This is a genomic window from Bacteroidota bacterium, from assembly GCA_016713925.1.
Classification (GTDB): Bacteria; Bacteroidota; Bacteroidia; order AKYH767-A; family OLB10; genus JAJTFW01.
The window spans coordinates 1,044,985-1,059,671 of sequence record JADJOH010000002.1 but is presented as its reverse complement, the minus strand read 5'-3'; the positions used below and the strand labels follow the sequence as shown (position 1 = coordinate 1,059,671).

8 protein-coding genes are annotated in these 14,687 nt (G+C 45.5%); 4 read left to right on the top strand and 4 right to left on the bottom strand.

Annotated elements, in window-relative coordinates; genetic code table 11:
- The first annotated feature begins 530 nt into the window (after positions 1–530).
- The 4 genes from IPJ86_04370 to IPJ86_04355 all read left to right on the top strand — a co-directional run bounded on the left by IPJ86_04370 (position 531) and on the right by IPJ86_04355 (position 9,231).
- Positions 531–818 (top strand): hypothetical protein, encoded by a 288-nt coding sequence (locus IPJ86_04370; protein MBK7886548.1) that lies wholly within the window; start codon positions 531–533, stop codon positions 816–818.
- A complete protein-coding gene (locus tag IPJ86_04365; GenBank protein ID MBK7886547.1) occupies positions 815–2,872 on the top strand; it encodes a hypothetical protein in 2,058 nt (685 codons plus the stop codon). Before IPJ86_04370 ends, IPJ86_04365 begins: the two co-directional genes overlap by 4 nt.
- A complete protein-coding gene (locus tag IPJ86_04360; GenBank protein ID MBK7886546.1) occupies positions 2,815–5,232 on the top strand; it encodes a T9SS type A sorting domain-containing protein in 2,418 nt (805 codons plus the stop codon). The genes IPJ86_04365 and IPJ86_04360 overlap by 58 nt, the downstream gene beginning before the upstream one ends.
- A gap of 243 nt (positions 5,233–5,475) precedes the next feature.
- Positions 5,476–9,231: a T9SS-dependent M36 family metallopeptidase gene (locus IPJ86_04355; protein MBK7886545.1), complete on the top strand. Its 3,756-nt coding sequence runs from the start codon at positions 5,476–5,478 to the stop codon at positions 9,229–9,231.
- Positions 9,232–9,800: 569 nt separating this feature from the next.
- On the opposite strand, the gene IPJ86_04350 is transcribed toward IPJ86_04355, so the two are convergent.
- The 4 genes from IPJ86_04350 to IPJ86_04335 all read right to left on the bottom strand — a co-directional run bounded on the left by IPJ86_04350 (position 9,801) and on the right by IPJ86_04335 (position 14,554).
- Complete coding sequence (locus IPJ86_04350) at positions 9,801–10,685, bottom strand: lamin tail domain-containing protein (protein MBK7886544.1); 885 nt, start codon at positions 10,683–10,685, stop codon at positions 9,801–9,803.
- Positions 10,686–10,906: 221 nt separating this feature from the next.
- A complete protein-coding gene (locus tag IPJ86_04345) occupies positions 10,907–11,176 on the bottom strand; it encodes a hypothetical protein (GenBank protein MBK7886543.1) in 270 nt (89 codons plus the stop codon).
- 219 nt (positions 11,177–11,395) lie between these two features.
- On the bottom strand, positions 11,396–12,943 hold the full coding sequence (locus IPJ86_04340) for an acyl-CoA carboxylase subunit beta (protein MBK7886542.1): 1,548 nt from the start codon (positions 12,941–12,943) through the stop codon (positions 11,396–11,398).
- A 171-nt stretch (positions 12,944–13,114) separates the two neighbouring features.
- A complete protein-coding gene (locus tag IPJ86_04335; GenBank protein ID MBK7886541.1) occupies positions 13,115–14,554 on the bottom strand; it encodes a DUF2807 domain-containing protein in 1,440 nt (479 codons plus the stop codon).
- Positions 14,555–14,687: the final 133 nt, after the last annotated feature.

Below are 14,687 nucleotides of genomic sequence, written 5' to 3'. Positions count from 1 at the left end.
AAACCATTTAGTGAAAAGCCCCGGGGAGAGATCTTCGGGGCTTTTTATTTCCTGCCTTGTCCACTTTAGTACGGAATGTCTAATACAAGGAGCTCTAACATCGATGGATCATTGCCGGACCCAATTGTTTTTACGACCTGATATTTATCATGACTTTTATCAAATACCTGAACACTTGCTACCCCGGATTTATTGGGTCTGTTGCGGCCAAACATGCCAAATAGTACGAATTATCACCCTTGGTACACGCTAAGACAACCCGTGCTCTTAAAGCATCAGGCGTGTTTACCATTACAAGTAAAACCAACTTTTTTTCTGCTGAACTCAATAGAAGACTGAGTTTTCTATTTGAATTCAATCACCGGCACTTGACTGATAATTATTTTTTCAGTAAGTTTGCGAATTATATTTATTCAATTTGTGATTTGAATTATAGTGAGATTGTGGTTTGAAGTGGTCATATGAGGGTCGCTTGTGTTACAAGGTGGTTTTATTAATTGTTAAATGCTGTTTAATTTAAACTTCGCCGAATGCAGTATTATTTTTATATGCCGGTTAGGGTTATGGGGTTGCTTCTTGCCGCGCCCTATGCCTCCTCTTTTTTCCTGTCGCTGACAGTCATGATACTTTTCTTCTGTTTTGGAGGTGGTGCCCGCGCTTTTTATGCTTTTTCAACCGGCCCCGTGTTTATACAAGTTCTGCCGGTTATGCTTTTTCGTACAACCGGGATTGAAAAAATATTTAATGCAATACCCTTTAAGGACGGATTTAGTTTCCGCCACACCCTGCATTCGAAACCTTATAACCTATCACCATGAAACTTGTATTATTAAAACGTCTGGCACTGCTGTGCCTGTTCTTCTCTTTCGCTGACCTGCCTGCTCAAAGCTGGCTGCCCCTGGGGCCTGATGATGACAACTGGCCCTCGAGCGGAAGTGCTCTTTATTCTTCTCTCAAACTGGATGCCTTGGGCAACCCCGTGGTGGCGTATCATGATGGTGCCAATGGTAACAAGACCACGGTGATGCGCTGGAACGGCAGCGTCTGGAGCGCTGTAGGCGGCGTGGGTATCTCCGCGGGATATACCCAGTACCAAAGCCTGGCCCTTGACGCCTTAGGCAACCCCGTTGTGGCGTATCGTGATGCTGCCAATGGTTACAAGACCACGGTTCTGCGCTGGGACGGCAGCGTCTGGAGCGCCGTGGGTGGTGTGGGCATCTCCGCAGGACAAGCCTCTGACCAAAGCCTGGCCCTTGACGCTTCGGGCAACCCCGTAGTGGCGTATAGTGATGCTGCCAATGGTGGCAAGACTTCGGTGCTGCGCTGGGACGGCAGCGTCTGGAGCGCCGTGGGTGGCGCGGGTATCTCCGCGGGATATGCCGATTTCCAAAGCCTGGCCCTTGACGCCTTAGGCAACCCCGTGGTGGCGTATCGTGATGAAGCCAATGGTTACAAGACGACGGTGCTGCGCTGGGACGGCAGTGCCTGGAGCGCTGTGGGCGGCGCAGGCATCTCCGCAGGACAAGCCTCTGACCAAAGTCTGGCCCTTGACGCTTCGGGCAACCCCGTGGTGGCGTATAGCGATGATGCCAATGGTTACAAGACCACGGTGCTGCGCTGGAACGGCAGCGCCTGGAGTGCTGTGGGCGGCGTAGGTATCTCCGCGGGAAGTGCCTCTCACCAAAGCCTGTCCCTTGACGCTTCTGGCAACCCCGTAGTGGCGTATCAGGATAATGCCAATGGTCTCAAGACCACGGTGCTGCGCTGGAACGGCAGCGCCTGGAGTGCTGTGGGTGGTGCGGGTATCTCCGCGGGAATTGCCAATTTACAAAGCCTGGCCCTTGACGCCTTGGGCAACCCCGTAGTGGCGTATAGTGAACAAGGCAACGCTTACAAGACCACGGTGCTGCGCTGGGACGGCAGCGCCTGGAGCGCCGTAGGTGTCGCGGGCATCTCCGCGGGATATACCAATTACCAAAGCCTGGCTCTTGACGCTTCGGGCAACCCCATGGTGGCGTATCAGGATCAAGCCAACGGTAACAAGACCACGGTGCTGCGCTGGAACGGCAGCACCTGGAGCACCGTGGGCGGCGCGGGCATCTCTGCGGGAGTTGCCAATTACCAAAGCCTGGCCCTTGACGCTTCGGGCAACCCCGTGGTGGCGTATAAGGATCAAGCCAACGGTAACAAGACCACGGTGCTGCGCTGGAACGGCAGCACCTGGAGCGCCGTGGGCGGTGTGGGCATCTCCGCGGGAAGTGTCGAATACCAAAGCCTGGCCCTTGACACCTTGGGCAACCCCGTGGTGGCGTATCGTGATGATGCCAACGGTGCTAAGACTACGGTGCTGCGCTGGAACGGCAGCGCCTGGAGCGCCGTGGGCGGTGCGGGCATCTCCGCGGGAGTTGCCTATTTCCAAAGCCTTGCCCTTGACGCCTTGGGCAACCCCGTGGTGGCGTATAAGGATCAAGCCAATGGTAGCAAGACTACGGTGATGCGCTGGAACGGGAGCGCCTGGAGCGCCGTGGGCGGTGCGGGCATCTCTGCGGGAGTTGCCAATTTCCAAAGCCTGGCCCTTGACGCTTCGGGCAACCCCGTGGTGGCGTATCGTGATGATGCCAATGGTGAAAAGACCACGGTGCTGCGCTGGAACGGCAGCGTCTGGAGCGCTGTGGGCGGTGCGGGTATCTCCGCGGGAGGTGCCAATTACCAAAGCCTGACCCTTGACGCCTTGGGCAACCCCGTGGTGGCGTATCATGATGGTGTCAATGGAAACAAGACAACGGTGATGCGCTGGAACGGCAGCGCTCGAATGTGGTGGGCACTGCCGGTTTTACCGCCGGCCTTACATCCTCTAGTAATAGTTGGTTAAAGCTTGATGCATCCGGCACACCCACGATAGCCTATTGCAGCGGGTATTTATTTGCGAAGCGATATACTGCAATTTCCATTCTTACAGGGGTCATTTCCCCGGCTGTACTCTGTGCCGGTTTTACCCTATCAGTGCCTTATACCATTTCAGGTACCTTTAACCCCGGCAACATCTTTACCGCCCAACTCAGCGATGCCAATGGCAGCTTTGCTTCTCCGGTGAACATCGGCTCGGTAGTTTCAACTACTTCCGGTACTATTCCGGTAATTATTCCTAACGGAACTCCCCTTGGTACGTCCTACAGGATCCGGGTGATCAGCAACAATCCGGCTATACAAGGGACCGACAACGGCAGCAATATTTCCATCGGGACCGGTTCTTTCACTCAATATTATCTTGACTTCGATAACGACAGTTACGGAGATCCTACTAGCAGTCAGTCTTCGTGTACAATGCCTTTCGGATATGTTGTTGACAACACAGATTGCAATGACGCAAACGCCGCGGTGAATCCTGCAGCAACAGAAATATGTAACACCATTGATGATGATTGCGACGGCTTGGTTGACGATGCGGATCCATCGATCACCGGTCAGTCTACCTGGTATGCGGAAGGGGATGGAGATACTTATGGAAATGCAGGCTCAAGTGTTTTAGCTTGCGTACAGCCGGTAGGATATGTTGCGAACAATACAGATTGCAACGACGGAAACGCCGCGGTGAATCCTGCAGCAACAGAAGTATGTAATACTATTGATGACGATTGCGACGGCTTAGTTGACGATGCGGATCCATCTATCACCGGTCAGGCTATCTGGTATGCGGATGTTGACAATGATGGTTATGGTGATGCTAACGGAACCGGAGTTTACTCTTGTAATCCGATCAATGGTTCTGTACCCAACAATGGTGATTGCAACGATGGTAATGCTTCGATTAATCCTGCAGCAGTTGAGTTGTGTAATGGTATTGATGATAACTGTAATGGTTTGGTGGACGATAACGTTCCCGCCTTACCGAATGTTGGTGCAATTGGTGGAACTGCCGCTGCTTGTTTACCGGGCGTTGCCGGATCTGCATCGTATAGTATTGCTGCGGTTGTGGGCGCTACCATGTATGTATGGTCGGTGCCTGTCGGCTTTACTATCGCTTCCGGTCAAGGTTCTACTTCAATTACAGTTTCTTGGACAGCAACGGCTATCCAAAACGGAATCACCGGTCAGCTATGTGTATATGCTTCGAATGCATGTGTGAACAGCGCGACCTCCTGCGTGAATATCAATTATCTGATTGCTGCGCCGATTACCCCCGGATCTATCTCCGGTCCTGGCAAAGCTTGTCCGGGTGCTGTAGTAATGTATTCTATCGCAACAGTGGTTCGTGCTACCTCTTACACCTGGAGTGTTCCGACCGGTATGACCATTCAAAGCGGACAAGGTACCAACGTGGTGAATGTACAGGTGAATGCCGGTTTTGTTGGCGGCAGTATCTCAGTTACCGCTTCAAACGTTTGCGGTACAAGTCTTGCCCGCAGCAAGTCAATTGTAAAGAACCTGCCCTCTACACCTTCCGCTATAGCAGGCGCCAAAGATGGGCTTTGCAATACTGTTGGAAACATCTTCTCCATTACTCCTGTCGCCAACGCCACCGGCTATAGCTGGGGTGTAACAGGTACAGGCGTTAGAATTCCTGTGCCCTCAATGGGTACCGGTGTTCAGGTAGATATCGCTCTTCTCACCGGATCAGGTTCTGTAACCGTACAGGCCGTAAATGGCTGTGGTACCAGTCTTGTTCGCTCACGCACCATTACAGGTGCTCCGGCACGTGCAGGTGTGATTACCGGTGCAACATCAGTTTGCGACAATACGAACGAATCCTATAGTGTCGCTACCGTTCCCGGTGCTGCGCTCTATACATGGGCAGTAACTGCCAATGGTTCCGTTTCAACCGGACAAGGTACCAAGAACATCACCATCGACTGGCTTGCACCTGCTGGCGGACAAAGTATGTCAGTGGTAACATCCAATGCTTGTGGTACAAGTCTTACCCGTACGCTGACCGGAATTACAGTTAACAACTGCATACGTTTAGGTAGTGTTGAATCTGATGTGTTTAACATAAACGCTTATCCAAATCCGGCTACTGATCGTGTGACCATTGAGTTTACAGCTGTTGAGAACAATGACTATCGCTTACGCATAGCCGATATGACAGGCAGAACGCTCCAGGTGGAAAATGGAACATCAGCCGCAGGTTTAAATACCAAAGTGCTTCCTTTGAATGGAATCGCAGCTGGTGTTTATATGATTAGTATCGAAATGAATAATGAACAACAACAGATAAAACTGGTGGTTGAATAATAATCAAATTATTTAGTGAGAAGCCCCGGGGAGATATCTTCGGGGCTTTTTTTTGCCATTAATTTACCTGCCCTTGAACAGCCGAAACCCTTCAGTCTTTTGCTATTACACCTTCTGATAATCGCTCTTTGCCAAGTATTTTTGTAAATAAAACCTGTTTTTCATATCTTTCCAATTCCTTATTGCCCGGTTTCATAAGTGATCCCCTGCTTTTCCTGATTAAATACTGAAACATATACTATTATGCATACTTCTATCTTATTGCGCTACCGGCTGATGGTTGGATTCCTTTCAGCTATCATTTTTTCGATGAACATCCAATCAGCCACCGCACAACAACTGCCGGCTATCCAAAAATACCTGAATGAAAATAAGGAGCAGTTCGGTTTAAGTGATAAAGACATTACCGGATGGTTCATCAGTAATCAATATACCGAGGAGCGAACCGGAATCACTTATAATTATCTCCAGCAACATTATAAAAACATCCCCGTTTTTAATGCCATCGCTCCCGTACTCATTCGTAACGGCAAGGCCTATGGGTTAAAACCTCCTTTCGTGGCGGACCTTGAAAATAAAGTAAATTCCGATCAGCCAACTATTAGCCCACAACAAGCCATACAATTTGCATTTCAGCATTTGGAATTGAATACGACTCCAATAGGTCCTTCCGTTAAAGTTGAAAAAAGCGGAAAAAAGTTTTTTTTCAATATGCCCGCGGTTGCTTCTTCTCCCGTCACTGTTGAGCTGATGTATGTTCCGACATTGAAGGGTGTAAAACTCGCATGGAATGTCAACGTAGATCTTAAAAATGGTTCTCATTGGTGGAATGTTCGCGTTGATGCCCTCACAGGTCAGTATCTCGAAAAGAATGATTGGGTGGTTTCCTGTGGATTTGAAGGACCTCATGATCATTCTTCACATGTTGCAGAACCTTCTCCGCAGCCTCAGCCCATGCCCGGTTCCGGTACCGCACAATACAACGTGTTCCCGCTGCCGGTGGAAAGCCCGATTCATGGCCCGCGTCAATTGCTGAATGATCCCTCTGAACCCGTTCCTTCTCCATATGGCTGGCACGATACCAACGGAGCGACAGGAGTAGAGTACAATATCACCAGAGGTAACAATGTTTATGCCTATGAAGATGCCAACAATGATAATTTACCCGGATATTCTCCCGATGGAGGTGCACTGCAAACGTTTAACTATCCTTTTCATCCCGATTCATCCAATGCCTATATCCGCGATGCATCTCTGACCAATTTGTTTTACATGAACAATATGATTCATGATGTTTTATACCAGCATGGTTTTAATGAGGTGGCCGGAAATTTTCAAAGTAACAATTATGGCAATGGCGGCCTTGGTAATGATTATGTTAATGCAGAGGGATTAGATGGCGGGGGAACCAATAATGCCAACTTTGCAACACCCGATGATGGTTCCAATCCACGGATGCAAATGTATTTGTGGTCCAATCCAAATTCGGGCTCTTGTACAAATTCATTGAATGTAAATGCTCCTGTTGCTATTGCCGGTTTAAAGTCAATTGCAATTGCAAGTTATAATCCGGCTTCCGCTTTCAATATTACGGCAGATGTAGTGCTTGCCCAGGATGGAGTAGGAACGAGCTCAGATGGTTGCACTGCTTTTACCAATGCTGCTGCTATAGCAGGCAAAATAGCACTTATTGACCGGGGCACCTGTAGTTACTTTATCAAAACGCAATTTGCCCAGGATGCAGGTGCTATTGGTGTGATTATCGCCAATAATGTTGCGGGATCCACTCCTCCGGGTATGACTGGGGCACCAACACAAACCATAACCATTCCTACTGTTTCAGTTACTCAGACAGTAGGAACCTCTATGAAAACAGAATTAAACAATGCGGTCACCGTTAATGCTACATTAGTCATTTGCCCTGCTCCTAATCAACTGGATGGATCCTTTGATAATGGCATCGTAGCGCATGAGTATGGTCATGGTGTTTCGAATCGATTGACCGGTGGACCTGCCGCTTCCAGTTGTTTGCAAAATGCAGAGCAGGGCGGAGAGGGATGGAGCGATTGGTTGGGATTAATTTTAACCATCGAGCCGGGTGATCTGGGTACGATGGGTCGTGGAATAGGTACCTATGCTTTGGGACAGGCAACTACCGGACAGGGTATACGTCGTTATCGCTATTCGACGGATATGAATATCAATCCACAGACGTATGCAAACCTTGCGACCAGTTCTACGGTTCATCAACGTGGCGAAATCTGGTGTGATGCCATCTGGGATATGACCTGGTTCCTTATTCGTGATTTTGGTTTTAGTACCAATCTTTATACAGGTACTGCAGGAAATAATGTCGCCATGCGTCTGGTGCTGGAGGGTATGAAATTACAACCATGCAGCCCGGGTTATATTGATGCCAGAGATGCGATTCTTCTGGCGGATGATATTCTTTATAATAATGCTCATCGTTGTCAGATTTGGGAAGCTTTCGCCCGCAGAGGAATGGGTTATTTTGCATCACAAGGAAGTTCAGGTGCTGTTGGAGATGAAACCGTCGACTTTACTTATCCCTCCTTCTGTCTTAATATAACACTTCCACCAATCGCTGCATTTACGGCAGTACAAACAACGGCTTCATGTCCTGCAAGTATTAAATTCAATGATACCTCTCTGGATATACCGCAAACATGGTCCTGGGATTTCGGGGATGGCGGTACTTCTTCTCAGCAAAATCCTACACATATATATACTCAGCCCGGACAGTATACAGTAAGGTTGATTGTTAGTAATACACTTGGTGCAGATACTTCAACCGTGGTGAATTACATTACTATTACTTCATTCACACTTCTGGCAACAGCAACACCCGACTCTATCTGTACAGGTGATACAGTTCAACTTTCTGCTCTTCCTTCCGGATCAAATGCCATCACAAATTATAATCTCACTTCCATCCCCTATGCACCGTTGACCGGTACCGGTACTGCGGTTACGCTCACGGATGATGTAGTTTCAACAGCATTGCCAATTGGCTTTACATTTAATTTTTACGGAAATCTCTATACTGATTTCTATATCTCATCAAATGGCTTCATAGGATTTTCTTCCAACATGGCGAATGGCTGTTGTGCGGGCGGTATCCTGCCTTCCGCTTCCAGTCCCAGCAACCTGATTGCTTTCGCGTGGAATGATCTGAACCCGGGGGTGAATGCAAGTGTGGTGGATTATTTTACAACCGGAGTGGCCCCATCACGGAAATTGGTAGTAAGATATAATACCAACCACTTTAACGGTACTGCCTTTCCGATGAGAGGACAGATTGTGCTTTCAGAAGGAAGCAATGAAATTGAAATCCATAGCGAAGTAATATCTTCCGTGAGCGGCGCACCAACTACACAGGGAATTGAGAATGCTGCCGGTAATATGTTTGTAACACCTACAGGTCGAAACTCGGCTATTTTCAGTGCTGCCAATGATGCATGGAGATTTACTCCTTATGCGACCTTTGGTTATAGCTGGTCACCTAATACTTCTATTAGCAATACAACAATTGCCGCTCCGGTAGCCTGGCCGGCTACAACCTCGTCTTACACGGTGCAGGTAACGGACCCTAACGGCTGTATCGTTTCTCAAGCAGTACCTGTGCATGTTTCGCTCTGTTTGAATGTGGCAGCACTCAATTTGCGCACCTTCATTGAAGGATTTAAAAACGGAGCAGGAACGATGAGAGCTGTTTTATTTGACAACGGACAGAGTGCAAATCCCATGGCCTGCGACTCCATTACCGTTTCACTACGAAACACCACTAGTCCGTATGCAATTGCATATTCCGAAAATGTGGAGTTATCTACTACAGGATATGTAACCGTAAATTTCCCGCCTGCAGCACTTGGCAATAGCTACTATATTGTTGTAGAACTTAGAAATGGTCTTGAAACATGGTCTAAACTTCCGGTTACAATGGGAGCCAATACATCCTTTGATTTCACCACACCTTAATGAAAATACTTTTCGAATGAGAATTCATTGTAACAAATGAATGAAATCGCTGTGTGTAAAAGTTGACGGTACCCTTTACTCATCCTGTCGGTACTCCGGGAGATTCACCTTGTGTTTATCGGAGTAGGAAAAATGACATCTGCAAAACTTCGAAAAGAAGGACCTCTCGACTTACCATCTATTAGAAATTTTAGAGATTATATTAATAATTAAAAAACAATGATTTAATCTATTCTAAAAATTGATGTTAGACTTTTGTGTAAATAAAATGGAATGCACTTTATGAATGGTATGAAACCAAATGTTCATTGTACAAAATGTGGAAATGTAATGGACCGTATTAGTCGCAGTCCTTCTGATTTCCGGATCGGGAGCATCTTATTGGGAGTGTATCGGGTAAAACGTTACCTCTGCTATGCCTGCAGACATGAAAAACGGGTGTTTTTTAAAAGCAAAGCGATTAAGTTAAAATTGAATGACGAAGTGGGGTAGTTTTTCTGTTCAATTGGGTGAATTAAAAAAGCCTGCTGTTCACAAGGATCAGCAGGCTTTTTTATAATTTCTACTTTCTATCTGTTCAGGATAATGCGCTTTACACTTTGCCCGTTAGCCGCTTCCACTTTAATAAAGTAAATACCATTCTGATATTCTGATAAGTCAACTTGTCCTTGTTTATTGACGTTTTTCAATGTGATATTTTTTAACTCATTTCCAAGAATGTCTGAAACACGAATTTTAACTTCCCGGTTACTTGTTGCTTTATAATCGATCGTTACGATACCTCTTGATGGATTAGGATATACAGAAATTGCCAATGTAGATTTTGGTGTACTTAATCCCGTTACACAATTTGTACTACTGTTCAAATTCGCATATCCGGGAGTAATACATACCCGGTTGAAATCTGTAGAGTCGTCATTGGTATCATTCCCGTCAGGAAATCTGGAAATGCCTAATAAACGTCCTGCAATGCTATCAGTTTGCAAGGTATCACTCTTGGAAAGAGGAAGGCCATTGCCGGATACATAAGGTGCAATACAACTGCCCTCGTAGCTTACCACGTCAACGATATTCAGCGTTTGATTTTCGCGCAATGCTACAGCATCAGGAGAACCATTTTGAATAATATTTGAAATAGCATTTAAAGTCAAGTCGCAATTTGGAACTTTTCCACCGCCACCGCATATCACAAAGTAATCACCGGCATTTAACGTTTGAGCCGGTAATGGAAAGCTATCATAAATAACATTGCTGGTTGAGTTTCCATTAAAAAGTACTACAGTATAGTCTCCCAGATTAATAGCAGAGCCGCTTGCATTATATAATTCAATGAATTCAGCGCTGTCTACAGAAGGTTGATCGTAATCAATTTCGTTGATAACAAGATTGGATTGAGCACGCGACTGAAGGGTGAAAGCCGCTATGATCAATACTAAAGTAAAGATTTTTTTCATTTTCGATGTATTAATGATTTGTTGGCAAAAGTAGTGAATCTTTAGGCATTAAATAGTAGGAATTACCGGGTTTAACATTTAATAACCTTCCTTTTCATGCAAGCTAACACCCTGTTATACAATATATTATATGGTTGTTTCTACAAATTTATCTCCCGAAAAGGGTATAAATAACAAAGCCCCACAATTTGCAGGGCTTTGAATTGGATAAAGGGTTGACGTCAATATTCCGGAAATAATTCTTTAATTTCTATTAATTTAAGATAAGGATCCATCACTTTGGTGGAGTAGGTGGCCGCTATCTTGTCGATCCTGTTCCGTTTCACATGATACCATAGTTGAATATAGTATCCGTTCATATAATACAGATTGACTCTATATTGTTTGTTTTGTCGGACCATCATAAAGGTGGCGTGATGCCAGACATGCCAGGCTTTTTCATCAAAACTCAAAGCATTGAATTGTTCTACGGAAGGGACGTGTTTTATCATTTGTTTCTGTGCTACGTATGCAAAATAGCCCTTGAAATCTCCTTTTTAACCTATCCTTTTGGCGAATTAAGCGCATTAGCGGGTGAAAATCCTGCTCATTAGCGTGAAAAGGGGGAATGCGGTGAAGCGTTTCCGCAGGATGCGGAATCTGCTTCACCACATGAAGGAATGACTCGTCAGATTCAAATCGTCGAAGACGAATTGCGTAATGACGAGACCTTAAAGCGGAATATTCCCGTGCTTCTTTTTCGGAAGCTTGGCCACTTTATTTTCCAACATACTAAATGAGGTGATAAGCTTAAGTCGCGTTTGCTCCGGAAGAATAACTTCATCGATATAGCCACGCTCTGCCGCACGATACGGATTGGCAAAATGATTGATATACTCCTCTTCCTTTTCTTTCAATTTCGCAGCAGGATCTTTCGCTTTTGCAATTTCGCCTTTAAAAATAATTTCGGCAGCACCCCGCGCTCCCATTACGGCAATCTCGGCAGTAGGCCATGCATAATTCATGTCAGCACCAATATGCTTCGAATTCATTACATCGTATGCTCCGCCATATGCCTTTCGGGTGATGACCGTGATTCGCGGTACCGTCGCTTCGCTGAAGGCGAAAAGTAATTTTGCTCCATTGGTGATAATGCCATTCCATTCCTGATCGGTGCCGGGAAGGAAACCGGGTACATCTTCAAACACAAGTAAGGGGATGTTAAAGCAATCACAAAAGCGTACAAATCGCGCTGCTTTTGTGGAAGAATGAATATCCAATACACCGGCAAGAAAGGCCGGCTGATTGGCAACGATACCAATGGATTTTCCAGCTAATCGCGCGAAACCCACTACAATGTTTTCCGCAAAGTTTTTATGTACTTCAAAAAATCCTTCTCCATCTTCATCGATGACACCGTTGATGACATCGCGAATGTCGTAAGGTTGATTTGGATTTTCCGGGATGATCGCATTTAATGCAGGACGTAACTCATTGCCTGTTTCATAAGGACGGCTCGGTGCGGTTTCTTCGCAATTGGAAGGAACATAGCTCATGAGCCTTTTCAAATAACGTATGCATTCAATTTCATTTGCACAGGAAAAATGCGTGACTCCTGATTTAGTACTATGTGCCGATGCACCCCCCAGATCTTCACTGGTGACTTCTTCATGCGTTACCGTTTTTACCACATTGGGTCCGGTAACAAACATGTAACTGGTGTTTTCTACCATCAGAATAAAATCGGTGATCGCCGGTGAATACACCGCTCCACCCGCACAAGGACCCATGATCGCGCTGAACTGCGGAACAACACCCGATGCCATGGTGTTGCGATAAAAGATATCCGCATAGCCACCAAGTGAGACAACTCCTTCCTGTATCCTTGCTCCTCCCGAATCATTTAACCCGATTACAGGCGCCCCGTTTTGCATGGCTAAATCCATGATCCTGCAAATTTTTCCGGCATGCGATTCAGATAATGAGCCGCCAAAAACCGTAAAATCTTGCGCGAAGACATATACCAGTCTTCCGTCTATTCTTCCATATCCGGTAACCACACCATCCCCGGGATAAATTTCTTTTTCTAAACCAAATTCTGTAGAGCGATGGGTGACAAACATTCCAATTTCCTCGAAACTGCCTTCGTCAAGTAAAAAATGAAGTCGTTCCCTTGCGGTAAGCTTCCCTTTTTTATGTTGTGCCGCTATTCTGTTTTCTCCGCCACCTAGCAGGGCTTGTTCTTTTTTTGTCTCTAAGGATTCTATTTTTTTATTCATAAGAATTACCGGTTCAAGCCTCAAAAGTAAATGAAATGAGCGGAACTTGAAGGGTGTCTGTTATAAACTCCTGTGAAAGTTTTACATGGAAATTAACCGGATAAATGGTGAAAAGTATTTCCCATAAAGTTTGATTCAACAAATACTAAGCAGCTCAGTTGCAGGAATTCACTACCAGCCAAACAAATTAATACCTACCTGGAAGGGATGCAGTGTAGGTCCCCGGCCATCTTTAAATAATCCATTGATGGCATAGGAAGCATACAGCGTATAATGTTCATATCCTATCCGAAAAGTGGCATCATATCGGAAAGGTTCTATGTTGAACTCATCCCTGCGCTTGGATTTTTCTCTGTCTCCATCTTCATTATAAACCAGTTTCAAATGAGAGTTGAATTTGTAAGATAATAATAGACCGGTTGCTATATGAAAGGATTTTTTGAATTGCTGTTTCGTGTTGAATTGAAGCAGTAAGGGTAATGTGATGTAATTAACAGACAATTTATTTTTTTCATAGTTGATTTGCCTTCCGTTTTTATCAGTATCAAAACCGGCAACGACTCTGTTGGTATCCGGAATCAAGGTTTTGTCGGTAGAGAAACGGTAGTTGTTTAACGTTAAGCCAATGCCGGTAGTGAACAGGATGTTACGTTTATAAATCGGAAAATCATGTGCGAAGAAGTTAAGATTCACATTGATAGACTTTCCGGAGTTGAGTTCCAGGTAATCGTATCCTTCCGGTAAAGTAGTACTGAATTTGTCCCGAACCAATAGTTGATTAAAGCCAATTTCAAAACCCGCCCAATGTGATCTCGCTCTTTCCGGTTTACGGAAGATACTGTCACTCTCCCAATGAAAAGAATAGTTGTCATTATCGCTGTTTTGATGTCCGATAACTGTTACTGAATTGCTGTCGCCCTCTCCGTTTGATTTTTGAGAAGTGCTCTCATCACTAAACACTCCATATTTTCCTATTCCACTGATATTGGTGTTCAGTTGTGCCGGTTTGTTTTTATAGTAGAATGAGCCGGATCCGGAAATTCTTAAGTCGAGTGATTCGCTTACATCTGCAAAGCATTTGCCTACACCACTGATATTGGCCTCGCATCTCTTCACTTGAAGAGCAGCGCCTTCTAACTTACCACTACCGCTGATATTTAGATCAAGCTGATCTGCCCTGCCTGAAAGTTCGAGTTTACCGATCCCGCTGATACCCACCTCCAGTTTGTTAACGTCGACGGGCATAGCCACCTTTCCGTTTCCGGAGATGGAAATGCGAAGACGGTTGGTAGAAAACACACTGTCACTGCTTACTTTTCCGATACCTGAAATATTGATACCCGCAAGGTCTGTAAGTGTTATATAAATAGTGGAAGGCGGACCCTGGATGGTTAATGTGTTATCTTCCACATTCGTTTGAATACCATTCAATGGTGTCTTTGCTTCTACTCTTACTTCTTGCGGACTTCCGGTACGGAGAACTACATGCGTATTGTCTTTGATTTTAATGGAGGTGAAGGAGGGGAGAACTCTTATTTCTGATTGCTGCCCGAATCCATAGTGCCCGATAAAGCAATAGGCGGCGATGATAATGAATTGTAGTGTTTTCATAATTTTTTTAATACTGTCGTTTCTATGAATGAGATGTATTGCGTTTTATAAAAGTTACAGTGATGGGAAATTATTTTTCATTCATGTACTTCTTTCCGGTGATTGCGCTTAGGGTGAGATTTTATTTTCGAAT

Excerpts from the sequence above, each read along its gene's own strand:
- IPJ86_04370 (MBK7886548.1), top strand. The coding sequence starts at position 531 with ATGCAGTATTATTTTTATATGCCGGTTAGGGTTATGGGGTTGCTTCTT.
- IPJ86_04365 (MBK7886547.1), top strand. The coding sequence starts at position 815 with ATGAAACTTGTATTATTAAAACGTCTGGCACTGCTGTGCCTGTTCTTC.
- IPJ86_04355 (MBK7886545.1), top strand. The coding sequence starts at position 5,476 with ATGCATACTTCTATCTTATTGCGCTACCGGCTGATGGTTGGATTCCTT.
- IPJ86_04350 (MBK7886544.1), bottom strand. The coding sequence starts at position 10,685 with ATGAAAAAAATCTTTACTTTAGTATTGATCATAGCGGCTTTCACCCTT.
- IPJ86_04345 (MBK7886543.1), bottom strand. The coding sequence starts at position 11,176 with ATGATAAAACACGTCCCTTCCGTAGAACAATTCAATGCTTTGAGTTTT.
- IPJ86_04340 (MBK7886542.1), bottom strand. The coding sequence starts at position 12,943 with ATGAATAAAAAAATAGAATCCTTAGAGACAAAAAAAGAACAAGCCCTG.
- IPJ86_04335 (MBK7886541.1), bottom strand. The coding sequence starts at position 14,554 with ATGAAAACACTACAATTCATTATCATCGCCGCCTATTGCTTTATCGGG.